Origin of the sequence: Allopontixanthobacter sediminis, from assembly GCF_009828115.1 — a bacterium.
Classification (GTDB): Bacteria; Pseudomonadota; Alphaproteobacteria; order Sphingomonadales; family Sphingomonadaceae; genus Allopontixanthobacter; species Allopontixanthobacter sediminis.
This window is the reverse complement of record NZ_WTYL01000003.1, coordinates 383765-408435: the sequence shown is the minus strand read 5'-3', so window position 1 is coordinate 408435 and position 24671 is coordinate 383765. Positions and strand designations below refer to the sequence as shown.

Annotated in this window: 25 protein-coding genes; 17 read left to right on the top strand and 8 right to left on the bottom strand. The window is 56.4% G+C overall.

All coding sequences use genetic code 11. The features are described from left to right. Positions 1-54: 54 nt before the first annotated feature. Complete coding sequence (locus GRI65_RS12795; protein ID WP_160756946.1) at positions 55-1095, top strand: M14 family metallopeptidase; 1041 nt, start codon at positions 55-57, stop codon at positions 1093-1095. A gap of 59 nt (positions 1096-1154) precedes the next feature. Here GRI65_RS12795 and GRI65_RS12790 read toward each other — a convergent pair whose 3' ends face one another. From GRI65_RS12790 to GRI65_RS12780, 3 genes are all read right to left on the bottom strand, one after another. Continuing rightward, positions 1155-1580, bottom strand: coding sequence for a DUF1810 domain-containing protein (locus GRI65_RS12790; protein WP_160756945.1), 426 nt, complete (start codon positions 1578-1580; stop codon positions 1155-1157). Between the two features lie 378 nt (positions 1581-1958). Further along, a complete protein-coding gene (locus GRI65_RS12785; RefSeq protein WP_160756944.1) occupies positions 1959-2318 on the bottom strand; it encodes an EthD domain-containing protein in 360 nt (119 codons plus the stop codon). A gap of 32 nt (positions 2319-2350) precedes the next feature. Then, positions 2351-3184, bottom strand: a complete 834-nt coding sequence (locus GRI65_RS12780) for an antibiotic biosynthesis monooxygenase (protein ID WP_202391309.1) — start codon at positions 3182-3184, stop codon at positions 2351-2353. Between the two features lie 130 nt (positions 3185-3314). Here GRI65_RS12780 and GRI65_RS12775 point away from each other — a divergent pair, with 130 nt between their 5' ends. From GRI65_RS12775 to GRI65_RS12760, 4 genes are all read left to right on the top strand, one after another. Further along, a complete protein-coding gene (locus GRI65_RS12775; protein ID WP_160756943.1) occupies positions 3315-4046 on the top strand; it encodes an IclR family transcriptional regulator in 732 nt (243 codons plus the stop codon). Positions 4047-4373: 327 nt separating this feature from the next. Continuing rightward, positions 4374-5381, top strand: a complete 1008-nt coding sequence (locus tag GRI65_RS12770; RefSeq protein ID WP_160756942.1) for a sensor histidine kinase — start codon at positions 4374-4376, stop codon at positions 5379-5381. Positions 5382-5434: 53 nt separating this feature from the next. Continuing rightward, positions 5435-5803 carry a response regulator gene (locus tag GRI65_RS12765; RefSeq protein ID WP_160756941.1) on the top strand — a complete coding sequence of 123 codons (369 nt, stop codon included), beginning with the start codon at positions 5435-5437 and terminating at the stop codon, positions 5801-5803. 1760 nt (positions 5804-7563) lie between these two features. Then, the gene (locus tag GRI65_RS12760) at positions 7564-8688 is read left to right on the top strand and encodes a hypothetical protein (protein WP_160756940.1); all 1125 of its coding nucleotides are present in this window, start codon (positions 7564-7566) and stop codon (positions 8686-8688) included. A gap of 106 nt (positions 8689-8794) precedes the next feature. On the opposite strand, the gene GRI65_RS12755 is transcribed toward GRI65_RS12760, so the two are convergent. Next, positions 8795-9265 (bottom strand): hypothetical protein, encoded by a 471-nt coding sequence (locus tag GRI65_RS12755; protein ID WP_160756939.1) that lies wholly within the window; start codon positions 9263-9265, stop codon positions 8795-8797. A gap of 436 nt (positions 9266-9701) precedes the next feature. Between GRI65_RS12755 and GRI65_RS12750 the strand changes: the two genes are divergently transcribed. From GRI65_RS12750 to GRI65_RS12740, 3 genes are all read left to right on the top strand, one after another. Beyond that, entirely contained in the window at positions 9702-10178 is a 477-nt protein-coding gene (locus GRI65_RS12750) for a hypothetical protein (RefSeq protein WP_160756938.1), read from the top strand. Between the two features lie 123 nt (positions 10179-10301). Beyond that, complete coding sequence (locus GRI65_RS12745) at positions 10302-10538, top strand: hypothetical protein (protein WP_160756937.1); 237 nt, start codon at positions 10302-10304, stop codon at positions 10536-10538. A 170-nt stretch (positions 10539-10708) separates the two neighbouring features. Further along, positions 10709-11107 carry a VOC family protein gene (locus tag GRI65_RS12740; protein WP_160756936.1) on the top strand — a complete coding sequence of 133 codons (399 nt, stop codon included), beginning with the start codon at positions 10709-10711 and terminating at the stop codon, positions 11105-11107. Positions 11108-11407: 300 nt separating this feature from the next. On the opposite strand, the gene GRI65_RS12735 is transcribed toward GRI65_RS12740, so the two are convergent. Beyond that, positions 11408-13615: a putative bifunctional diguanylate cyclase/phosphodiesterase gene (locus GRI65_RS12735; RefSeq protein WP_269816331.1), complete on the bottom strand. Its 2208-nt coding sequence runs from the start codon at positions 13613-13615 to the stop codon at positions 11408-11410. A gap of 101 nt (positions 13616-13716) precedes the next feature. Beyond that, on the bottom strand, positions 13717-14328 hold the full coding sequence (locus GRI65_RS12730) for a cupredoxin domain-containing protein (RefSeq protein WP_160756934.1): 612 nt from the start codon (positions 14326-14328) through the stop codon (positions 13717-13719). A 99-nt stretch (positions 14329-14427) separates the two neighbouring features. Here GRI65_RS12730 and GRI65_RS12725 point away from each other — a divergent pair, with 99 nt between their 5' ends. Beyond that, the gene (locus tag GRI65_RS12725) at positions 14428-15306 is read left to right on the top strand and encodes a DUF3034 family protein (protein WP_160756933.1); all 879 of its coding nucleotides are present in this window, start codon (positions 14428-14430) and stop codon (positions 15304-15306) included. 38 nt (positions 15307-15344) lie between these two features. Continuing rightward, positions 15345-15845, top strand: coding sequence for a group I truncated hemoglobin (locus GRI65_RS12720; protein ID WP_232844130.1), 501 nt, complete (start codon positions 15345-15347; stop codon positions 15843-15845). Positions 15846-16166: 321 nt separating this feature from the next. On the opposite strand, the gene lov is transcribed toward GRI65_RS12720, so the two are convergent. Continuing rightward, positions 16167-17186, bottom strand: coding sequence for a blue-light-activated histidine kinase (gene lov, locus GRI65_RS12715; RefSeq protein ID WP_160756931.1), 1020 nt, complete (start codon positions 17184-17186; stop codon positions 16167-16169). A gap of 193 nt (positions 17187-17379) precedes the next feature. On the opposite strand from lov, the gene GRI65_RS12710 reads away from it, so the two are divergent. After that, complete coding sequence (locus GRI65_RS12710; RefSeq protein WP_160756930.1) at positions 17380-17820, top strand: hypothetical protein; 441 nt, start codon at positions 17380-17382, stop codon at positions 17818-17820. Continuing rightward, complete coding sequence (locus tag GRI65_RS12705) at positions 17813-18022, top strand: helix-turn-helix transcriptional regulator (protein WP_160756929.1); 210 nt, start codon at positions 17813-17815, stop codon at positions 18020-18022. The genes GRI65_RS12710 and GRI65_RS12705 overlap by 8 nt, the downstream gene beginning before the upstream one ends. Here GRI65_RS12705 and GRI65_RS12700 read toward each other — a convergent pair. Further along, positions 18010-18309, bottom strand: coding sequence for a hypothetical protein (locus GRI65_RS12700; RefSeq protein ID WP_160756928.1), 300 nt, complete (start codon positions 18307-18309; stop codon positions 18010-18012). The genes GRI65_RS12705 and GRI65_RS12700 overlap by 13 nt on opposite strands. A gap of 61 nt (positions 18310-18370) precedes the next feature. Here GRI65_RS12700 and GRI65_RS12695 point away from each other — a divergent pair, with 61 nt between their 5' ends. From GRI65_RS12695 to GRI65_RS12675, 5 genes are all read left to right on the top strand, one after another. Then, entirely contained in the window at positions 18371-19204 is an 834-nt protein-coding gene (locus tag GRI65_RS12695; RefSeq protein WP_160756927.1) for a MerR family transcriptional regulator, read from the top strand. Between the two features lie 51 nt (positions 19205-19255). After that, the gene (locus tag GRI65_RS12690; protein WP_160756926.1) at positions 19256-20209 is read left to right on the top strand and encodes an alpha/beta hydrolase family protein; all 954 of its coding nucleotides are present in this window, start codon (positions 19256-19258) and stop codon (positions 20207-20209) included. Then, positions 20206-20544: a DMT family transporter gene (locus GRI65_RS12685; protein ID WP_202391308.1), complete on the top strand. Its 339-nt coding sequence runs from the start codon at positions 20206-20208 to the stop codon at positions 20542-20544. The genes GRI65_RS12690 and GRI65_RS12685 overlap by 4 nt, the downstream gene beginning before the upstream one ends. A 1028-nt stretch (positions 20545-21572) precedes the next feature. Continuing rightward, entirely contained in the window at positions 21573-21836 is a 264-nt protein-coding gene (locus GRI65_RS12680) for a hypothetical protein (protein WP_160756925.1), read from the top strand. A 713-nt stretch (positions 21837-22549) separates the two neighbouring features. Beyond that, a complete protein-coding gene (locus tag GRI65_RS12675) occupies positions 22550-24532 on the top strand; it encodes a S46 family peptidase (protein WP_232844129.1) in 1983 nt (660 codons plus the stop codon). Positions 24533-24671 lie beyond the last annotated feature (139 nt).

Genomic DNA, 24671 nt, shown 5'->3' with positions numbered 1-24671 from the left:
CCTCCACTTGGCCATTTGGCTGGCTCTCAACTGCCGGGTTGCTCAACCCGGTCCGTGGGCATCAGTTTTGATTTCGAAGGTGCGCCGCCCTCGCGCTGCGTTGTCGAGGGCGAGAAGGAGTTTTCCATCCTGATCTCGCCCGAGCACGCCCCGCCGATCAATCCCAGCCCGTGGTACGCGTTCCGCTACACCGCGAGCGGAAAGGAGAACGTCACCGTCCACCTCCGCTACCTGGGGGCGAAACATCGCTACAGCCCGAAATGGCAGAGTAGCGAGCGGTTCGGAGTCGTGGACGCCCAAGTGCGCGATGATGGCAAGACGGCATCACTTACCCTGCCCCCGGGGCAAGCCATCGTCAGCGCTCAAGAATTGCTCGGGGTGAGGGAGCACGAGGCTCTCTTGACGCGTCTGGATCGCAGCGCGGCAGTCAGGCGGCTCACGCTCGGTCGCTCTCACGATGGCCGACCCATCGAGGCGCTCCGGGTCGGTAACCCGAATGCAGAAAAGCTGGTGATCCTACTTGGGCGTCAGCACCCACCCGAAGTGACCGGTGCGATCGCCATGGAGCATTTTCTCGAAACCCTAGTTTTGCTTGCCGACACGAAGCAATACGATGCAGAAGATCTGCAAATTCTTGCGGTTCCGCTGCTCAATCCGGATGGTGTCGCGCGCGGACATTGGCGGGCCAATTTGGGCGGCGTGGATCTTAATCGTGACTGGGGAACATTCAGCCAGCCAGAAACCCGCTCAATTGCGCAATGGCTGGAAAAGCTGCCGGACCACGTTCGCCCGATTGCGATGGTCGATTTTCATTCGACGTCTCGAAACCTGTTTTATGTGCAGGGCGATGAAGCCAGCGAAGGGCAGGAACAATTCCTGGCTCGTTGGCTCGTCGGCAAGGAGGGCCAGATCGCAGGCTATCACTTCGCTATTGAGCGTCGCAACGCCAACCCTGGCACAGGCACTGCAAAAAACTGGTTCTATGCCAACTACCTCATTCCATCATACACATATGAGGTAGGCGACGAGACGGAGCGGGTTGCAATCGCCACGGCTGCCAAGGAGCTTGCGAAAAGTTTTGTTGAAGCACTGTAAATGACGCGCGGATATACTCGCGGCGCAGGCGGACGGAGCAATTTGCTGACTTTGGCCGCCTATTCTCTATTGAGCAAGGCGAGTGTGGCGGTGTCTTTCTCCCCGGCAAACCAGCGTTCAAGTGCTGCAACGAATAGCGGGCCCGCGCCCGCCTCGATAAAGAGGGTCAGCGAGGAGCGCAGCTTTAAAGCGTCCACCTCCCCAAACACCGTTTGAGCCGTCAGACCGTCCAAGTCCTGCAGCAACGCCACGCATTCGCGCAGCCGAGTGCCAAGGACAGGATGCGAGAGATAGCTGCGAGCCTCATTCAGCGAACGGATGGCATAGTGCTGCGCTGTCGCGCTACGGCCAAGCCCCGCCAATTGCGGAAAAATGAACCACATCCAGTGGCTACGCTTCATGCCGCGCCGGACCTCGTTGACGGCGGTTTCATAACGGCCCGCCTGTGCTTCCAAGAACCGGCCAAGGTTGTGCGGGTCACTCATCTTCGGGAGTATAGCCATTGCTCGCGGGTGCCCAAAGCGCTGATCGATGGTTTGCCTTGCCCAAGCAAATAATTCGAGTAGCGGAATGCACACGCAACTTGTCTCTGCATGAACGTACGGTGGGTTTCGGGAGAGCGATTTGTGTAAGTAAACGTCCACTTTGTTAGCGGATGCCATCGTCAGCTTTGCGCCCCAATTCCGGTCATTAGTGCGGTCGAAAATTTTGCCCGAAAGCTGCCATCAACTCAGGCTGAGGTCTATGGCAGCTAGGCGGCCCTATGTCAGACATTCTGCTAATCTCTCGCACTTCGCGAGAGCGAACGGCGGATGGTTCGTCGTCAATCGCCTGTCGATCTCGCCCATACCGCTAAGGTGGAATTACCCCTCACGACGATCGCCGATTATTTCCACCTGCTCGCCGACCAGGATCAGTGTGTTGTCGTGGTCGAGAAAGGTTTTCTCATCCGGAAAGACGACGTTCTGGTAGGTGTCGGACGTTAGCACCACTTCCATGCCCTGCTCGCTGTCGAACCAGAGCTCTGCGGTGCCGTCGAAATCGGCATTTTTGGCCACATCGGTTTCCAGCGCGACAGGATGCGTCTGGATATAGCGCAGGCAATGCGCCTCCGCTTCCGGAATGGAGCGAAACTTGGGTCCGTGAACTTCTACATGGTGCTTCACGAAATCCTCGTGGCTCATCCCTGCCTTGCGTTTCAGGAACATGGTCATCTTGATCATTGGTATGTCTCCTCGAATCCGGGTTTTCGGCATCATGTGTTGGGCTGGGGTTTCCAACGCGGCATCGGGCAATCGGAGGGGTAGTCGATCCCATCCGGGGTCGAGATTAGTTCGATCAGCCCCCCCCATGGCGCGCGGGCATAGACGCCTGAATTGCGCTCGCCCCCCTCGACGCCGGCCAGTGTATGCGGATCGGACAGCAAGGTGCCGCCCGCCTTTGTCAACCGCTGTGCGGCAGCGTCCATGTCGTCGACATAGAGCGCGATGTGCTGCAGTCCGTAATCGACAAGCCCGGCGGCGTCGGCCTGATCGGCATTGCCGATGCAAAACATTTCGATATTCGCAGATGCGCCGATCCGCATGAGCCGCATATGTTCGATCCGCGCCCCCGCTGGAATTCCGAGCTGATGCTCCACCTCAGCTCCCTCCATTGGGTCCGCATCGGCCGGCAGCACATCGTAAAGCGTTCGCGCGCCGAACGCGCGGGAAAGGAATTCGGACGCCGCGTCTACATCGGGCACTGTAATCCCGACATGGTCAATCCCGCGCACACCAGGGGCGGCGTCGTCCGGCTGGCAGGCCGGGGCAAGTTCGGTAATATCGGAGGCCCCGCCCTCAACCAGATCTTCCAGCGCGTCATTGAACGATTTGGTGTGCGGCTGATCGAGATGCGTGTCGAAGGCTTCCCGGTCGCGATATCGTTCGATCATCGTCCAGCCGCGCTTGGTTGCGGGCTGCTGAAACACCTCGAACCCTTCGTTGCCGGCCTCCTTGCGAACCGCCTTGGCGAGGTAGGCAATGTGGCTTTCAAGCGCGTCTTCCTGACCGGGAAGCGCGGTGCATTGCGCCATCACGATATGTGGCATTTGCTGATCTCCTTGTTCGTACACATCGGCAATGGAATTTCGCGCCTTGCCGTTCCGCCGCTCTGGCCATTGGCTGCTACTTCGCCCATATTTTCAACATGATTGAAGATATACGCGAAAGTCGACGCCGATGAGCAAGCCGATCCAGTCGGTCGAACGTGCGATGCGGATGCTGGAATTTCTCGCGCAGGCGGAAGGCGCCGCGCCGCTTGGCGCGATTGCGAACGCCGCCGGAGTGCAATCGTCGACCGCTCACAACATCCTCGCGACGCTCGTCGCGCTGGGCTATGTGCGGCGTCCCGCGACAGGGTCCGACTACCGGCTGGGTGGCCGTATTCTCAACCTCGCCCGGATCGCGGGCAATGACGACGCGCTGCGGCGGCATTTCAGGCCCTTGCTGGAAGAGACGGCACGGCGGTTCGAGGAATCAACCTATCTGATCGTGCCGAGCGGCGATGAACTCTATTATCTCGACGGTCTCGAACTGCCGAACAACCCGACCGCTCACAGCCGCCTGGGCCGCCGCGAACCCTTGTCCGGTTCCGCTATCGGCCTGGTGATGGCCGCGTTCATGCCCGGTATTGCGCAATCCCTGGGGGCCATAGAGCGGCGGGCAAGCCTGACCGAAGAGCTGGATCAGGCGCGCCAGCGCGGTTTCGCTTTCGAGGAGGGTAAATACCAGTCCGGGCTCAACTGCGTGGCGATACCCCTGCGGCTGCACGGCGAGACGGTCGGGGGCCTTTGCCTGAACGGCGCGGCAAAACGGCTGCCGCGGCGGAAACTTGTGTCGATTGCCAGAGTAATGGCCGAAATCGCGCTGAAAATCCCCGCCGCAGAGCGAGGTATCCGTAGCCAGAAATAATGCGAACTCCTCGCCCGCTAATGCTGATCTCCGCTTTCGATTCGCTTGCCGCCAAGAGCGGACTGACTGCTACCGGCCCAATTTTGCCGATCAAATGCTGCCTATGAGATGGCCGATTTCCGGCTCTGTAGGTTCTTGTAGCAATGCCCGAGATGGGGTGGAAAACAGACAGTCCGTTTTTTGGTGTCTAAACGCTATTGCTCTATCGTATTTCTGGTAGCCATCAGTTTGAAATAGCATCATGCATGGCCAACTCGCTCTGGAAATCGCATGCGAAAAAGTGTTAGCGCCAGAGCTTCGGTCGCGAAGTATACGAGGTTGGAAGACATGAATATCGATCCCAACCGATTCTTTCGGAATCTTCCTGCGTCGTGCATGATGCTCGATACGGAGCTTCGCTTCGTCGATGCGACCGAAATTTACCTGGAAACGGTGAACCGTTCGATCGATGAGTTAAGGGGCGCTTATGTGTTCGACGCTTTTCCAGAGAGCGGCGAACGTCTCGCTTTGTTCCGGAAGGCGTTTCAACGTGCCTTGGACGGTGAAGCCAACGTTCTCGCCCGCCAGCGATATTCCATTCCAATACCAGTAGATGATGGCGGCGGTATGAAAGAGGTCTGGTGGGACTGCCATCAGGCCCCCGTCTATGCCGACGATGGAAGCGTCTGCGGTGTGATTCAGAAAGCGCTTGATATTACGTCTGAAGTGCAAGCTCAGGAGATGCAGCTGCTTCTCGGGCGTGAACTTCATCACCGTGTAAAGAATCTCTTCGCCCTGGTGCAGGCGCTTGTCACAATGAGCGCAAGAGGCGAGAGCGACCCCAAGGCACTAGCTGAAAAAATTCGTCACCGTGTTGCGGCCTTGGCCGCAGCTCACGCCGTGTCGACAGAAGCCGGGGAGCTTGCTGCCGTCAGCTTTTCAGACATTGTGCATAATGTGCTTTCGCCATACGAAGATGATAACCTGATATTTGACGGTGATCTTCCAGTTATCGAAATTCCGCGCAGAGCAGTGACACCTGTCGGAATGATCCTCCATGAGTTGGCAACCAACGCGGTAAAGTACGGCGCGTTGAGCAAAGATGATGGCACGGTACGCATCTCTTGGACAGTGGAGCCATCGGCGAACAATCAGAATACTGTCACCGTCAATTGGAGCGAAACAACGAATTTGTCCGGAATATCCCAGTCCGATCTCGTTCCTGGTTTTGGTTCACGGTTAATGCGCGATTCCGCCCGGCAACTATCCGGTGAATTCGAACAGAGCTGGACAGATAGAGGTCTGGAAACTTCTTTCACGTTCTACGTTGATAAAGATCAATCGGATCGAAGATAGCCGCGAGGCTCATCCGTTCGCCTGATACGGCGGCGAAACTGTAGGGCGCAACAATGGTACTGGCCGGAATTTCCGTTCTCATAATCGAGGACGAAGCTTTAATTGCTATGGAGCTTGAGATGGCAGTCGAGAATGCCGGAGCATCTATAGTTGGCCCGATCGGGAGACTTGATGAGGGGGTAAAGGCCGCACAAGAGAGGGTCGTTGATGTCGCTCTTCTCGACATCGACCTTGGTGGGCAAGAGTCATTCCCCATCGCCGATATTTTGATCGAACGCGGAGTCCCATTCGTTTTTCATACCGGGCATGGGCAACGGCATGAGATAGCAAAACTGTATCCTGAAATACTGGTATGCACAAAGCCAACCGGTCTCCCGTGCCTCATCGACGCGCTCTCGAAACTTTCGCATCCGCCAACGTGAAAATATTATTTGACTGGCGCGCGCCCAAGCGTACCCCCTTTTGCGACATGCTCCCGATACACAAGGTCCGCGGTGTCGCAGCGAGCCGAGTGTCAGCTTAGACACAAGCGACTACCAAGGCCGGACCTTCCTCTCTCGGACCAGTTCTTGCCGGCCGATAAGCGCCCCAAATTCAAACGTTCCTGATGCAGCCACGCGATTACAAAGGCAGTCATTCGATCCTCGCGAGGATGTAAGCATAGAGCCTGTTTGTCAGGTTCAACTGAGGGTGGATATCGCTACCCCGTTCGCTGAAGTTCGGCTGGGATGGCCGCTAGCCTCGCAGACCGCGCACTCCCATCATCGTCGGCGCACTCGCAGGTAGCGAAAGGCCAAACGACAGGTTGATCGCTCTTATCTAACTAACATTAGTAAGTATTGTCGCGTAATTACAACGGGCTCGCTGGACCCGTGTGTATGTACGACCCGCGACCCGAAGGGCTCTTGGCAGGTATGCAAAGAGTTCCTCGACTTCAGGGGCAGCTCTTCTAACGAGGGGCTGCCCCTTTTTTGATCGCGGAGTAGCGTTCGCGGTCGTGTCAACGGTGAAGCTTAGTCGCTTACCCCTGTTCCGCTCTGCCTTTTTTTGATGTTGCGTCTTCTATGGTGTTGAACATTGCCGCAGCCACAGCCTCGGACCGTTCAGCAGGGCTAGCTTCAGCAGCAATCAGAATCCTCACCAATCTTTTGGCGGCCAATTCTTTCACAATGGTTGCTGCAAAGGTTACCGGCGCGAGGAAGTAAGCGCCACTTCTTTCAGAGCGGCCCACTGAGCCAATCGTTACCGATCGAAGCACAACAGTGCCCTTAGCATCGGCAGATTCTGTCAGAAGCGGGCGTTTATGGCAGCTGATGCGAATGGCGCAAGGTGGTCGGAAACGAACGCGGACATTGCCATGGTCGAATGGCAGCTTAGCTCGATTCAGCGACCAAGACCGGACAGTCCGAAACCGGCCCAGCTGCCGTCGCTGGCAGCGCCTGAACGTTGGGCAGCTTTCAGCGCGCTAATCCGAAGCAGGGAACAACAGCTATGTCGGCGGATGCTGACTGGGTTTGATGCTTTGGTTAAGGCAAGCTTTCCTGATGTCGGCGCTTAGACTGATCAGGCAACACACGGCGCTCTTGCGGATATGCGCGATATCATCGAATGTCGGGCCGCGCCCATAGGATCTGTTTAGCCGGAGGTTCGATCGCGAACATGCCCAAGAAGTTAGAGATTGCAGTTATCGGTCGGACTTTGGTGCTTGTGGGAATCTTACTCACGATCGCTAAATGGTTCTGGGATATGGAAGAGATTGGTTCCTGGACGCTCCTGTTTTTGATTCCGGGTGTCGTTTTGACATTTGTGGGCGGCCAAAAAAGGAAGTCCGGGGGTGCGCGGTAAGCACGACGTATCCGCCATTTTGCCCCCATTTTCGCAGTCTTAAAAGCTGTCGGCGTAGTTGCTCTACGAAACCTGAACGTACGGCCGGTTTCGGGTGTTTGAATCGGGCTTGGCAACGACCGGTTTGTCGGCGGCTACAGCCAAGCGGCGATTAGCCGCGGTGGCTGCCAGCTAAGCGTGATACTTGATCCGGAATTTGCCAGCCCGAACACAATACGGTTACCAGTATCACTTGCGGAGGCGCGCGGCGCCTCAGGAAAACTCGTAAACTAACAAGCAATCTGTCGTAGTAATGTTTGGATATTGCTCATGGGGACCGATGAAATTGCGCAAACGGATGATCGTGATCGTATCGATTCTGGCACTATGTGGTATTGTTGCCTCCGGATGGAGCTATTTCGAAAATGAAAAAGCCGCAGCGGATGAGAGGGCGAGATTACTCCAAATCGTCAGGGATTACCGGTCCGACGATCCGGCGATGGGGCTACCTTTTGACTGGCTAAATTGCCTTAAGCGATTCCAGTCCGGGCCTGTGGCTCCGCGGGAAAAGTTTCCATGTGAGACCTGGGTAGCTCAAGGTGTGACATCCACCCTGTTCGCGTTGAGGATCGGAGACGATTCCGTACCTGTTGTCGAAAGCCGGCTTTCAGGGGCAACGGTAGATAAGCGCCTAGTGGTAGATATTGTGGGTGGCCCTGGTGGAACGCCGTTCCATAGCAATCCGGCCATGACTGACGAAGTTGTCAAGGTGCACCGGCAGAGAGGCATGTTGAAGATGCTTGGTGGAGCGATGGAAGATTCGCCGGCATATCAAGTCTTACAACGAGGCTATACGATCGCGTCAGTTGGGTATTGGGGTACAAATATTCGGACAGTACAAGAGCCTAACGAGATCAAACTCGCGATGCGCGATGTCAGACTGGCCATTGATTACTACCGCGACGAACTTGGCAGGGATCCGCCTTTGATCACGTTCAGCCTAGGCAATCATCTTGCCCTGGGAGCGATCGGCAAGGAGCGCTTGGAGGGTATGAATTTTCTTTCTCTCGTACCGGTGATGGATGGGCTTCAGCATCATTTGGCTCGCGCAAAGCTCGAGAATGCGAAGGCAAAGGCCAGCGGAGATTTCTTTGGAGAATGGAAAAGGTTCAGCATTTACAAGCGATCAGGCAGTCAGGTGACCTTTGACCATTCTCGCAATTTGGAATTGTCCAACTTTGGATCGCGGTTCTTTGGCCAAGTTGACCTGCCGTGGCACGACGTCACACCGACGTGCCGCTGTTCCAAAATAGTCTTGGGAACCAAAGATCCGCGAACTGCCGACTATTTGGCGGTGAACAATAAACTTCCATCCTTTGTGAAAGTCTGGGAGTCCGATCATGACTTGAACCAAGGTGCTCCGGACCAGACGAGAGAGCTTTTCGGCGATTATGCAGATTGTTTGATTGCCGCTGAGGGCTAAACCGGAGGCCTGCTATTTTTGTTGCCCTGCAGGCTGCGCGAGAAACTTGCCGTTCCGGAGCCGACCCTAAAAGCAGACTGGCAGCAAGCGACCCAATTGCGGTCGTTCAGCTCCCGGTCCGCTGACTCCCGAGAGTAACTTCGCCCTTGCGGCAACCAAAGCTGATCAGAGCAGATTCATATCTCTCCAACAGAGGAAGAATGTCTGCTGGAACCTTCTGGCCGTCATTAAGGGATTGGTGATTGAATACCGCAAGATCGGCATGCTCGCCCCGCACGATGACGGACACCATAGCGACATCCTCAAATGTGCTACTCACGCCCGCATTGGGCGAGTTCAGAACGAAATCGAAGCGGTCCTCTGGCGACAGGCGCCCGAAAGAAGAGAAGAGTTGATGGAGCTTGCCTTTGGGGCAAATGAAATGGCCGTTGTATGATGAGTTCTCTTCGTAGTGATCGCTGCGAGACGCCTGGTAGAAGGGGAGGAGCAACGGGAGCGCGATGAAGATCAACAACAGGCAACCGCAGCCTATCGCCCAGAGCTTCCACTTTCCCGATTTATCAGTCTCCTGCTCCATGAAAGCACGTTGGCAGGAACGCGCGATCTGGGCAATGTCCGCTCCCCACCCCAGTTTTTGCCCTTTCAGCCGTTCGCTGCTGGCCCTAAAAGCAGACTGGCAGGAAGCGACCGAATTGCGGTCATTGGCCTTTCGGGTATCGTGCTCGATTTGCGCTGGTGTCGAGGGGACGTCGATTGTTAAGAGTGAAGCTCATGAGCCGCTGGTCCGCCGGGCTTTCCTGCGGCGCGTTGGCATTCTTCATTGCGGGTATATTCAGTTTCCTAGGCGGCTATCCTTCGATAGGGTTGGCCTTCATTTTCCTAGCGCCGATCTTTATGTTCTCGGCAATGGCCCTAGCGCTTTTCTCACTATTGAGCGCCAGATGTCCTGAATGCGGCGGTCGGTTTTTCTCTGTCACCTTTCCAGTCTGGCCTTTCGAGAACGCCTGCAACAGATGCGGCGCGGCACCCAACCAGACCTGAAGTCAGCTCTCCACGACGTTTTTGCCGTTCAGCACTGTTTTGTATTTCACCAAAAGCAGACCGTCGGCTTATCGCGGGTTGTTGATAAAAGCGGACCGACAGGAAGCAACCCCATTGCTGACATTGCCCGGTTGAAATATGCCCCGCCAATGCGGTGTTACAGGTTACTTGTGCATGGGGTCTTGGACTGGTCGGCGAGGGCTGTCGAAAAATTCCAAATTCCAGTAACCCGCCCGAGCGGCTTCTATTGCCATAGACATGTTTTCGCGAGTTCGCCTGACGATGCGGCCACCAAGGTCCTCGCGGATGTGCGTTCCTATTACGAGGATACCACCGACTGGTTCGTCAGCGACCTTCTCGATCTGAGACTGGAGGTCGATGAGATAAAGACGGCACCCTTTTACAAGGGCCTATTCAAGGACAATCTAGGGGCCACATTTTACCCTTGAGAGGCTAAGTCCGCTACCCACCCCAGTTTTTGCCGTTCCAGCCGCCTGGAGCTGCACCTAAAAGCAGACCGGCAGGACACCACCCAATTGCAGAAATGGCGACTTGGTGCTTAATCTCGCACTATGACCGATTTTCCGACGAACCAGCTTCGAAGCCTAACTGAGTTGCAAGCTTTCGACGTAATGATCGCTTTCCTTGAGTCTTATTGGCAAATGCACGGAAAATCGTCGGATGACATCGCGAACTTACTTTCAGATGTGAGCCGTAACATCTGGGCGAATGGATCACCCGGTGACCCGGCATCATGGTCTGACTGGCAAAATGCTGTTTCATCCGTTCTTGATACGACAAGCAGCTAACCACCCAGGTTTTGACGTTCCAGCTGCCTACAGATGGCTCCAAAAGCAGACCGGCAGGACGCGACCCACAAGCGGACATTCCAAGGGCCGGGGGTGACTGCGGGTTACGTGCCTGTTAGGTGAGACCGATAATGGCGATCGGAAGTCGATCAGCCTTCAGGAGAGTATGCGTGCTTTTTCACACCATGGTCGGATCGAACGACATTGAACGATCCAAGCGCTTCTACGACACGGTGCTCGGCACCTTGGGTGCAGGGGAAGGGACACGGAACATCGCCGACAGCGGCCATACCCGTCTGATCTACAATAACGGCAACGGAACCAACTTCATCGTCAGCCAGCCGATCAACGACGAACCGGCAAGCGTCGCCAACGGCAGCACAGTCGCCTTTTCCTGCGACTCGTCCGAGCAGGTGAAGCAGCTTCACGATACCGCCGTTGCCGCTGGCGGAACCTCGATCGAAGCTCCGCCAGGACCGCGCGAAACTGCCTCCATGGGCACCATCGAACTGGCCTATTTTCGTGATCCCGACGGCAACAAACTGTGCGGAATTCATTTTCCTGCCTGATCCGTCCGGCACGGGTCTGCTTCTAAACCTAGCGGACCTCGATCATGCGATCCCGCGAATGTCCGCTTTCCACCTTAATTCTTGCCATCCAACACCGATTTCGCAGCCCTAAAATCTGCCGTTCGGGGCGCTCAACGAAACCTGAACGTAGGGCGGCTTTCAGGGGAGTAGAATGAGCGCGGGAATGACCGCTTTGTCAGCGGTAGCGGTCGCGCTACCAACGAGCAGTCCTGAAGGCAGTTCATCTGCACTTTTGCATAAAGTCTGCTGCCCAATTGTCGACCGAATTAAGCCCTGAGCCTAAGCCGCGCTGGCGCGAAAGTTCTTCTCTGCGTCACCGTTCATCCATTGGCGGACCATCAATGCCGACAGCGGTTTGCTGAGCAGGAAGCCCTGCACATTGCGGCAGCCTTCGCGCCGGAGAATGTCGAGCTGATCGAATTCCTCCACCCCTTCCGCCAGCGTTTCCATCCCCAGCGCATCAGCCAGCGTCGTGATCGCGCGAATAATGGCATGGCCATTGCCGCCATTGGCAAGATCGGTGACGAAGGATCTGTCTATCTTCACCTTATCGAAGGGGAAAGAACGCAGATAGCTAAGCGACGAATAGCCAGTCCCAAAATCGTCCAGAGCGATCTTAACACCCAAATCACGTAACCTGTGCAGTATCGCCATTGTCTTTTCGACGTTCGCGATGAAGATGCTTTCAGTAATCTCCAACTCGAGCCGGTTCGGGGAGATGCCCGACGCGGCGATTGCCTGAAGAATCTTGCCAGTGAGATCGGGCGAGGTGAATTGCTTGGGCGAGACATTGACCGCAACTGACAGTTTGTCGTTCCACATACTGGCCTGATGGCATGCCTCGCGGATCACCCATTCACCAATTGGAAGAATTAGTCCGGTCTCTTCCGCCAGTGGGATGAATTCCAGTGGGCTTATCTGGCCGTGCTGCGGATGCTGCCAGCGGATCAATGCTTCGAAACCTTTCAGCCTCTCCTCGGTCAGACTGTATAGCGGCTGGAAGTATAATTCGAACTCGCCCTCGCGGATTGCCTGGCGCAGGTCCAGTTCCATCTGGCGGCGGATGCGTGCCTGTTCGTCGAGCGATGGTTCGAAGAAATGATGGCCGGATTTGCCTTCGCGTTTCGCGCGGTAAAGAGCGAGGTCGGCATGCTTCATCAACGTATTGCTGTCAGCGCCGTCTCCCGGAGCCACTGCTATGCCAAGACTGGCCGAACAGTCGGCTTGTTGCCCATCGATGGAAATGGTTCGCATGAAGCATGATTGGACATCTCGCGCGATCGAAGCGAGGCTTTCGTCCGATCCCACTCCGTCGATCAAAATTGCAAACTCGTCGCCGCCTAATCGCGCGATTGTGGCATCCTTCAATTGGCACTGCAAATGGTTCGCCACATTGCGCAGCAATGCGTCGCCTGCCGGATGTCCGAGCGTGTCGTTGACTACCTTGAAATCATCCAGATCGACATAGATGACCATCAAACGGTCATCCTCCTTCTGCCGGGCAAGGGATTGCGCCAATTGTTCAACGAATAGTTTGCGATTGGGCAGGCTAGTTAGTCCATCATGCAAGCCGACGTGGATAATACGCTTCTCGCGCTCGTCGATGGCTTTGATCATCGTGTTGAAGCTGCCGGCAAGACGCCCGATTTCGTCATTTGTCTCGACCAGCACTTCCACTTGGCGACCTTCGCCAACCAGCCGCGTTGCTTCATCGAGTTTGCGAAGCGGCGCTGTGATTGTTCGCGCCACGCGCCAGCTTAATGCGATGACTAGCGCAAGTCCTGCAATCGCGAGAAGTGCCAGCAACCATTTCAACCCGTTATATTCCGCTAGCGATCCGGTCAGTGAATGGCGCAGCACGAGGAGGGGTGCCAATCCATCCTCAAGCGCTGGTAGAGTTGATATCCGGACGAGAAAGCGGTCGCCATCACTGTGTTCGAACACTTTCCCCAGAGGTGCCGATTTCAAACTGGGGGACAGGTCAGCCGTACGGATGACCTTGGCGCTCAAATTTATTGCAGCCAGCTTTACCAGCCTATCCATCTCGACTTTATCGAGCGGCTGCGTGACCACTAACCAGCCTACCAGATCTGGGACTTCGATAGGTGAAGCGGCGGCCAGAGCCATGTCATTTCCGACCCGGATGACGCCGCGCTCGGTGCCATCATCCAAAGGCGCCCACAGTTTCTCGCCATCGGGAAGGAGGTTACCGGTAGAACCAATCAATGACCCGTCATACCCCACCACAAATGCAGCGCTGCTGCGCGAACGGTTACGCAGGCTATCGAGTGCGCTGGAGATGGTTGCCCTGTCGTTAGTCGCGACTGCTGCACGAAATCCGAAGTCACGGGAAAGGACATCGGCTGCACCGCGCATCTGGCGGGCGCGCAAATCCAGAATTTCGTCGAATACGCGGGCGTTGGCAGCCAGATCGCGGGTCGCACTGTTTTCACCGAAACGGGCGATGCCCTGGCCGACAATGATCATGATCACCGCTATGACTGCAGCGAACAGGGCAGCGTACAGTACGGCAATGCGCAGCCTGAGCGAACCAAAGCGTAACGAAGCAATCCGTTGCAACGTCGGGGTCATTTCAATTTGACCGTATATTTCTTCGACAGGCTACCAGCGATTGTAATGCTGCTGCTGGACTCATTAGCCGGCGAACGAAGGCGCGGGTGCCACAAGGTGACCGTGGCGCGGCCGTTGGGTACACCCGCAACTGACATGATGCCATTGTGATCGGTCATGCCTGCATACGGAGTATCGACGACGCGAATGTATCCCCGCATCATGTCGTGAATGTTGCAGCCCAGCGAGACAGTTCCGGTTGCCGGGAAAGATTGGCTGCGTGTCTGGTCTCGTCCGTAGAGGTCGATTTCAAAGCGTGCTGCCTTTGAAAAACTGTAGATGCTGTGGCGTACGCGGTCGAGATTGGGGAACGCGACGGAACTGCCCTTTGCCACAACCAAAGTGCCGGGAGTGAAAGCCAGGTCTTTCTGTGCCATCGCTGCGCGCCACGGAAATCGGAATTCGTTGCCGCTGCTGCTGGCGGGTGTGATTTCGACCACGGCATCGCGCACCGGAACACCGTTCTCGTCCACGACCTGGATGCGCACGGCAGAGTTGCCCGCCGCCCATGACGTAGCCAATGGGAGGCCGAGGCATACCAATACGAGAGGAAAGAGAAGGAATTTCACAGTGGTGCCGGAATAGCCGGAAAGACTTAACAAAGCTCTTCGGTCCGGGCGCGAATGGTGATTAACTAGGATTTAACCATCATCCGCCAATGAACAGAGATGGCTAGGCTCCTTTCCTTCACTGCGTTCATTCTCTCAATTGTCGCATCCCCTTCGAATGTCGCTGCAAAAGACGGCGATTTTCTGGATGGCGGCAAGCTGGTGTTAACCAATGCAGCCAGCTCCATCGAGGGTGCCAGCGGCGGCGGTATTGCCACATGGGCCACGATCAGCGGGCTCGAAACCGATCGCGGTATCGGAGTTACCGGCCATGTTACGGTGATCGAACTTCCCGATTATGGATGGCAGAGCCACGGGGTGGCCATTGGGATCGCGAACCGGGTCGAGCTGTCCTATGCTCGCCAAAATTTCGATACACGCGATGTCGGAACGGCGCTGGGCCTCGGACAGGGGTACACGCTAAATCAGGATGTCTTTGCCGCAAAGCTGCGCCTAGCGGGCGACCTGGTTTATGGTGAGCCACTTGTTCCGCAAATCAGTGTCGGCGTTCAGCATAAGCGCAATCTTGACGGGGCGGTCACCACGGCTGTGGGTGCTGACAGCCCAAATGGCACCGATTTCACATTGAGCGCATCCAAACTGATCCTTTCGCGCAGTCTGCTAGTTTCCGCCACGGCGCGCTATACCGAGGCAAATCAAACTGGCTTGCTGGGTTTTGGCAGCGCTGCGGGAAAAGGTTACGATTTCCAGTTCGAAGGTTCACTGGCCTATCAGCTCTCGCGCCGCGCCATAATCGGTGCGGAAATGCGGACCAAACCCGATAATCTCGGATTGGGAGAAGACAACTGGATGGACCTGTTCGCCGCCTTTGCGGTAACGGATAATGTTACGGTAACAGCCGCTTATGCCGATTTAGGATCTATCGCCACATTTGAAAATCAGCGCGGCGCGTTCCTGTCGGCGCAGATCGCATTCTAAGGTCATTTTGCATGTTTTCAATAATACTCACACTTGTCATGCTTCAGGAAAGCCCAGCCTCGAATATCGACTGGGACAAGGAATTTGGCGTCGAGGAAAAAGTCCGCGACCCGCTTACCGGCGAATTTCCGATCGAACCATTTGCCCCTGACAATGCCAATGCAGGCGCCGAGCCTTTCGACAATGCCAAGATGGCCAGTTACTTCGGCGGCCATGAAGGCATCCGGAAAATTGCGGAACGAACCGTTGAATTATCCGAACAGGACCCGCGCATTTCAGCGATATTCGTGGCGCGCGACACGGTACGGCTAAAGCGCACGCTGTTTGAACAATTCTGTTACCTTCTGGATGCGGGCTGTGATTACTCGGGCCGGGACATGATTACTGCGCATGCTGATTTGGGTGTGAAAATGGCTGACCTGAATGCCCTGGTTGAGAACCTTCAAAAAGCCATGCGCGAAGAGAGAGTGCCGTTTGCGGTGCAAAACCGTTTTCTCGCTAAGCTGGCTCCCATGTCGAAAGACGTCGTGACCCGCTAATATGCCTAAAATCAAAGTCTCTTCCATTCGGTGGAAGCTGCAGAACTAGGATGTCTGAAACGTAAGCGGCCGAACTTTTGTCCGGTGTGGCGGTCTTTGCGAGTGAAAGACGGTCTGCAGCAACCCACTGCATTTGGTCCCTCTAGGCCTGATTATTACGACCCTAGCAGCGGTCAATCGGGATTGCTCGACGAAACCTGAATGGACGGCAGGTTTCGATGACGCAAAATGAGGCTCGGAATGGCGGCTTTGTCGGCGATACCGCCACAATGCTTGGTCAGGCCGTCTTGCCACACACGGCCTGAGTACAGCGCGATAATGCTACGAAGCTACAATTCTCACATCACCGTCGGTAGGTATGACCATCCGCGCCCGAAAGCTGTCGTTGCCCCAGTTCAATTTCGTGGTCCCCTGAAGCTGGCGGTTGACCGCTGCCTGGACAAGAGAAAGCCCAAACCCGATTTGCGGTTCGGGAACAATCGGATGGGTTCCTTGTTCCCACCACTCAATCTGCAGTTCCTCGGCCGCGACAGTCCAAGACACAGAGATCCGGCCCTTCTTCGTCAGCAACGCTCCGTGTTGCCGTGCATTGGAAGTTAACTCGTGAAGAACGACCGCGAGCGGCTGAGCAAGACGTGGAGAAATTAGCGCTCTGGGCCCATTTAGCTGCACTCGCTCATCGTGCATTTCTTCGGTGATGAGATCGGTGAGCAACGTCCCGCTCCAGCTCGACTTTGCCAGAAGCCGATGAACGCGCGCGATCGCGTCGACCCTCTGCATAACCGCCGCCGAGTAGCCCGATATATCGTTGGCTTGTGTAAGTTGGAGAATGCTTTGCACCAAGGCTAAAGCGTTCATTGACCGATGGTCGACTTCCATCAACAGCAGCCGTTCGATCACTTCGAGTTCCTCTCCCCGGCGTCTTTCAGTGACATCCTTCTGTGAGGCGAAGTGGTAAATCGTCTGGCCGGTTTGATCGTGAACGGGGCTGATCTCCAGTTGATTCCAGAACGTGGATCCATCCTTGCGGTAGTTCAGCAATTCAACAGTCACAAAGTGATCATCGGCAGCGATGCCCCGCCGGATTTCCTCGATCGCCTCCGGCGCGGTATTCGGACCTTGCAAAAATCGGCAATTGCTGCCGATCACCTCGTTGGCCGAGTATCCCGTCAATTTTAAGAAGGCCTCGTTTGCCAGCACGATCGGAGAATCGGGTTGCAGAGGGTCCGTAACGACCATTGGCATACGGGTGCGTTCGACCGCGACCAGAGCAAGCTCGCTTCGGTCCGACAGCACGCTCGCAAGAGCGGCTGCCGGTGAATCCCCTTTGAACGATTTCATGCAAACTGCCTTTAACTTAAATCAATATTGAATCGAAAACGCAGCAAACCCGATGCAGTTTCCCTACCCGAGCCCATTACGTGAGATGTGCTTGGAGAAACGAGCCTCGGCTCCAACTGCGTACACATCACTGACAATATTGACATCTGTCACCCACGGGTTACATGTAACCTACAAGTTACAGGAGTGATTGATGGTCGATGATTACGAGACAGCCGAGCAGTTTGGGAAAACGAGAGCGCTCGCCGCGCCTTTCATCGGCGCGTTCATACTGGCGCTACAGCAGGGCGTCGTGTTTGCTTGGGACTGGGGGTCAACGTCGTCTGGGGCTTTAATTCAAACCTCCGCTTGGCTCTTTTTTGCCATCGTCATGCTACTCCTGCTACTTTCTGGCGGAGGTTGGTTCTTACCCCGCAAAGCGCGGACTCTCGCGGATGACGAACCGTCGAAGGCAAACCGCGACAGGGCGATAAAAATCGGGTTCGTGGTCTCCATCTTCACTTGCTTCCTGGTGGTGGCTGTCAGCCCGTTCGACCCGCTTCCCGCGCAGCGAGCCGGCCACATTATTGCAAGCATGGGCCTGGGCACTGCCTTCGTAGCGCTGGGAATCGGTGAGCTCTATTCCAATGGTTGAGGAGCTCGCCAATGCCATCAAACGCTATCGCGAAGCTGCAGACCTGACACAAATGGAGTTGGCCGAGCGGATGGGAGTGAGCAGAAAGACGGTAAACACCGTGGAGAATGGTATTTTCGCTCCTTCAATCGTTGTTGCTTTGAAATTTGCAAACGCTCTTGAAGCTTCGGTCGAGGACCTTTTCCAGCTTCAAGAGAAATAGGCGCTGGTCAGATTATCAAAGGGGAATGTCCGGCCATTGCGCCAATAGGTGTCAATCTGGTTATAATCCATTCCGATGCCGAGCGGACCGCGCGCCCCGTAATAATTGGCTTTTTGTTGCCACAAGTTTCTGTGTGAACCTACGACTGGTTTGGGAGATCGGCCCGGGCGGATCAATGTCGGCTTTGTCAGCGGTTCAAGCCAATCGATAATTTGTTGCGCAAAATGTCCGGCAAGGCGGTTATGCTTCCCCTTGTGGCAATAGCTACAGCGAAAAACTGCAAACACTTATTGCATCCTGCATTTTACCTCTTGAACTTGACGTAGCGTCAAGTGCTATCGTGCCGGTATGGCCGAACTCTGGGACATTGCCACAGTCACCCGCCGGACCGGACTCACCAGCCGGGCATTGCGGCATTATGAAGCGCGAGGACTGCTCCAGCCGATGCGGGCGGCATCAGGGCGGCGGCTCTATGGTGCGGCCGAGCTCGAGCGTATTCACCAGATTATCACACTGAAGCGCGCGGGGTTGACGCTGGAAGCCATCGGAACTGTTCTCGACCGCGGACAACATGACCTGGCGCAGCTGATCGACGCGCAGATCGCAACGGTTGAGGCCGAGGCCGACCGGCTGGCGGACATGCGCGCGCTTTTGCTAGCGGTGAAAGCACGGTTGGGACGCAATCAATTGCTCGATCCTGCAACTTTGTGCCGACTGATCCATGACAGCCAACAGGCATCGGCCAAGGAGCGGGAGGCGTGGCAGAAACTTACGGATCGCTACATGGACGAGCGCGTGCAGAAGGAGTTCTCGCGCGCCATGCCTGCGATTGGATCCGATTTCACCAGCGCAGAATATGGCGAAAAATGGCATGATCTCGGTGAGCGCATCAGCGCCGCGTTGCCGCTCGCACCTGACTGTGCCGAAGCACTGACCTTCGTGCGCGAGTGGATGGCCCTGCTCGCCCCGTTCTCGGCCGTCGCCACGCCCGGCATGTGGAACAGTACCCGAGCGATGTATGACGATGTCGATAGCTGGCGCGGGCAAGGCGGAATCGACCCGGGATTTGACGGCGCGGTATGGCGGTTCATCCGCGAGGCGACCGAGAAGGCGCTCGCCGCTGGCGCGGACATCGGTCCAGTGCCGACATGGTTCGGCGAGCAACCTAAAAAGGGGAGCTAGGTTATGCGCAAATGGTTGAAATGGATCGGCATAATACTTGCCGTGCTGTTAGTGTTTTTGATCGTCGGCGGCGTCTGGCTTTGGACTACCAAGCCATGGATACCGGCGATTGAACTGGCAGAGCCCGGGCCAAGCGGACAGCGCATCAATCAGCCGGGACTGATCGGCAATTTCTACGCGGGCCAGGGGAGCGACCGGCGTCCGGCAATCCTCATTCTGGGCGGATCGGAAGGTGGCCTTGCCGCCGGGGTGGACAGCCAAGCCCAGTTGTTGGCGAGACGCGGGTTTGCGGTCCTTGCCATCGCCTATTATCGTTTGCCGGATCAGCCAGCGAAGTTGGAACTCGTGCCGATCGAGACCATCACCCGCGGGCTGGACTGGCTGAAGGCGCAGGACGCAGTCGATCCAGAGCGGCTGGCGATGATGGGCACCTCGAAGGGGGCCGAGGCCGCGCTGCTGGTGGCGAGCCGCCGGCCGGATGTGCGCGCCGTGGTTGCCGCTGCGCCCAGCCACGTTGTGTGGCAGGGATTCGACTGGAACCTTGCGCCCGTCGAAGGTTCAAGCTGGAGCGTGGGCGGCAAGCCAGTCCCCTTCCTGCCGATAACTGACGTGGGTTGGGACGGCGACGTCTATACCCCCGCGCTCGCCAATTTGCACAAGCATCCTGAGGCTATCATTCCGGCTGAACGCATTACTGGGCCGGTACTGCTGCTGTGCGGGGAGGCAGACAGCCTTTGGCCATCGTGCACGATGGCCCGCGCTGCCAGGGACCGCCGCAACGCCGAAGGCAGCGCGGCTGCGACAACTGTGCTCGCCTATAAGGATGCAGGGCATTTCGGCGTCGGACCACCGCTAGCAGAAGGCCGGGAGGCGCCGTGGATCATTACGCTGTTCGGCGGCACAAAAGAGGGCAACCTTGCCGCCCGCAAGGATGGCTGGCCGCGGACCATTGCATTTCTCGAGGCGGCGCTGAAGCAACCCACCACCAAGGAGACTCGCCAATGACCATCAACCCCTGGGCGCTGCTGCTTGGCGCCATCGCGCTAGAAGTTGTCTCGACCAGCCTACTCAACGCCTCGCAAGGAATGACCCGCTTGGGGTATGGCATGGCCGCGATGGCGGGTTATGGCGTATGCTTCTGGCTGTTGGCCTTCGCTATGACCCGCATTCCGATGGGGGTTGCCTATGCGATGTGGTCGGGGTTAGGGATTGTTGCCATCGCGGTGATCGGCTGGGTTGTATTTCGCCAGAGCCTGACACTGGCGCAAGTCGGGTTTATGGCGCTGATCCTGATCGGCGCCATTGGCCTCAACCTTACGACAGTGCGAACGGAAGGCTAACTTTAGTTTGTCAGCGCCAAAACTCGAAGTAAGGGCTCGATGCCCGATATCGGACCATCAAGAAACGGACATTCCGCTCCTTCAGACCTACCGCCATCGCGGCACTTTTTCTTAAATACGTAATTGGCCGAGCATGGAACGACAACGTACCTGAACGGACGGCCGCTATCAGGTCAGAACTTCGAGCCGGGAAATGACCGCGTTGTCGACGGAAGCAGCTGATGATAGACCATGCAATCGCAGCGCAGCGCAGGCAAAGATAACTCTCTTTGTCAGGTCGTAGCGATTAACCGATTTCGGTAACAGCCAAGCTTAAGTTGCCGGACCGCCTCCCGCTCCACGGATCGGCGCGTAATCTTTGCCACACACGCATTTCGAGTATAAGTGTGCTCAAACAGGACGAGGCTGTAGAAATGTCCACCGAACTGTTGGCTTGTTACTAGGGCTGGCGAATGTCGGAATTACGCGACTCGATTTATTACTCACAGCTGGCGCGGAAGGCCCGTCAGCTTGCGTCGGCGCATCCCGATCCGCTCGTTGCGCGACGCTTGCGTGAGCTGGCCCTGCAACAGGACCGGTTGTCCCGCCAGCTTGCTAGGGTTGAAACCCGAGGCGTTGCCTCAGGGGGCGTTTTAAAAAAGTTCTTCTCTCCCAGATAATGGCTCTTTCATTCGGCAATTTCGAGCGGGGTGTGGCATCAATCGGTGACTGGGACCTATAAGCCATGCAAATCGTCCCCGTGTATATTAACTTCGAAAACACAGTGATGTACTTGGTAAGCGACGTCGATAATTCTTCCGCACTGTGGTCCCGCTGCCATCAGCCGCGCCGCAAGTTGGCACTGCATACAAGGTGGCGATAAAATGACTTGAACTGTCGGCATGTAGATCGGCTATTTGTAAAAATCTGTGCATTAGAGACCAATTTGGCCGATCTGAGGATTTTTGCGCTCAAATGCAATTCATGATAAGAAAGATACTGTCAGTGGCATTTTAATCGACTGCTTAACGGCCAGTGCAAGAAGTAACATGATCATCGCAACCTATTTTTGGAGGCTGTGTAACGATATGAAATCTGCACTTCAATCAGTCGCATTTTGCCAAGGAGATATTCCAAATGGGATTATCTCGTTGCTAGAGGTTGCTCTCGAGGCCTTAGACAATGAAGGAAACCGTCTTGCAGGGGCTTGTGTCAATCAAGCGCTAATCTCCTATATAAGTTCGTTGTCAGAGGATTTAGCGAAAGATGCCGTTGGTGGTGTAGAAATCCGCAAAATAGAAGCCTTCGGCTGAGCGGCCACTGGAAGAGCTTCGACATCCGCATTTGTTGGCGAGAAAAACACTCGCACCGATCCTCGCAAGACCAACATATTCGGTGACATCGTTTCCTGTCGGCACATGTTCGGCAGATTCTACAACTACTCTTTCACCTGATGTCTGCTTTCCGCGACTTTTCGCCATCCAGCACCGATTTTCGCAGTCCTAATGACCGCCAGTCGTGGGCGCTCCACGAACCCTGAACGAATGGCAGGTTTCAGATGAGAAAAACAAACCTGCGAACGACCGCTTTGTCGGCGGAAGCCGTCGCGTTACCAGCGCCTAGGTCGAGCGGCAGCTAACCGCCTGGGGGGAGGACGTGCACTTCCGAACTAGGTGACCGAGCGGACGTTCAGGCCTCACTTTTAGGACCGTAGATGTCCATGTCGGCTAAGTCCCCCCCGAACCTAGTGCTTTGTGGTAGCGTAACAAAGCAGCTTTATTGCCAATGTCTTTCAATCTTTCTGAATGATTGGAAGACTACCGCGTTTACTGGCTGATGTTCGTTGCCATGGGGCTGGCGTTATGCCGTCAATCGAGACTAGAAGCCCGATGAACGCAGTCCGCTATCTCGTGTAGCGGCAGCAACTTATACCGATTCTTGGTTCTCGAGGAACAGTCCGATGCAATTTCGCCGAAACATACTCTTTGCCGCAACAGCTCTTTGCGCATTGGCCTCGCAGCCCGCGATGGCCGAAGAAGGTATGTGGACCTTTGACGGATTCCCTGCGGAGAGGGTCCGCGACCAATATGGCTGGGCTCCGGATCAGGCGTGGCTCGATGCAGTGCGCAATTCGGCAGTGCGGTTGACCGGAGGGTGTTCGGCAAGCTTCGTGTCCTCCGATGGTCTCATCCTTACCAATCACCACTGCATTGCAAGTTGCCTGTTCGACAATTCGACCGATGCCAGGGACTACCTCGCCGATGGTTTCACCGCAAAGGAGCGAGAGGAAGAATTGACTTGCCCGGGCCAGCAGGCGGAAGTGGTCACTTCGATCTCGGACGTCACCGGGGATGTCATGGGAGCGATCGGTGAGCTTTCCGGCGCGGCACTGACCAAGGCGCGCGACGCCAAAATTGCCGAACTGGAAAGCGCCGGCTGCCCTGACACCGAAACCACCCGCTGCCAGGTCGTGACGCTGTTCGGTGGTGGTCAGTACAAGCTGTACACCTATCGTAAATACTCGGACGTACGGCTCGCCTGGGCCCCGGAAGACCGCGCGGCTACCTTCGGCGGTGACCCCGACAACTTCAACTTCCCGCGTTATTCGCTCGATGCCAGCTTTCTGCGCGCCTACGAAAACGGCCAGCCGGTGGCGACACCCGATCACCTGAAATGGAATCCGCGCGCGCCGCAAGAAGGCGAGATCACCTTCGTGGTCGGGAACCCGGGTTCGACAAGTCGATTGTGGACGGACAGTCAGCTTGCTTTCGAGCGGGAAGTGCGCCTGCCGGTCACGGTCGCCACTCTGAGCGAACTGCGCGGGAGGCTCATCAGCGCGATGGACGAAAGCGATGAGAAGACCCGCGAAGGGCGCGACATGCTCGGCGGGGTCGAGAACAGCCTAAAGGTCTATATCGGCCGTACCGCGGCGCTCAACGATCCAGCGTTCACCGGCAAGCTGGTCGAAGCGCAAAGCGATTTGCGTGCCAAAAGTGCGGGCAACGCGGAGATCGGCGATCCCTGGAGCACAGTCGATGAGGCAATAAATTCCTACCGAACGCTATATTACCCGCTTCGCTTCACGCAACCGTCGGGCGACCTCTATGGCTACGCCCAGACGCTGGTTTTCGCCGCGCAGGAACGCTCCAAGCCCAATTCCGAACGGCTGCCCGGCTACACCGACAGCGCGCTGCCGCTGACGGAGAAGCGGCTTCTTGACGAGCGGCCGATTTATTCCTGGCTCGACACGCTGACAATGGAGTGGAGCCTGTCGAAAGCGCGCGAATATCTCGGTGTCGACGATCCCGATTCGCAATTGCTGCTTGGAAAGGAGAGCCCGGAGCAATTGGCCGAGCGTCTGGTGAACGGCACCCGGCTTGCCGATCCTGCGGTCCGCCAGGCACTGTGGGATGGCGGGCTCGAAGCGGTCGAAACCTCGGACGATCCAATGATCCAGTACGCGCTGAAACTTGCCAAACGCCAGCGCGAACTGAAGGCACTGTCCGATGCGCAGTATTCCGGCCCGCTTGCTGTTGCCGGAATCAGGCTCGCCGACGCGCGCTTTGCCGCTTATGGCGATAGCGTCTATCCCGATGCGACCTTTACGTTGCGGATCAGCTACGGCCGGGTGAAGGGCTGGACCGAGCGCGGCAACGAGGTTCCGATCCTCACCACACTGGGCGGCACGTTCGAACGCGCCACCGGCAATGCCCCGTTTGACGTTGCCTCGGCATTCGCTGCCAACGAAGCGAATATCGACAAGACCAAGACCTACGATTTTGTCACTACTAACGATATTATCGGCGGCAATTCCGGAAGTCCCGTGATTGATCGCGCCGGTACGGTGATCGGCGCGGCGTTCGATGGCAACATCCACTCCCTTGGCGGAAACTATGGCTATGACGGTACGCGCAATCGCACCGTGGCTGTTTCGACCCATGCCATCCAGGAAGCGCTCGAAACGATCTATCCCGCACCCTCGCTTGTGGCGGAACTCGCTGGTCAATGAAGCCGGTCCTTAACACCGCGCTGGCACGTTCCGATCTACCTTTGTTTGACGAAAAGCAGACCGATCATGCACGCTGTTGAAGAAGTCCACGGCGCCGTGCCCATTCATCCCAAGATCACGGAGCAGACGATCTGAAAGG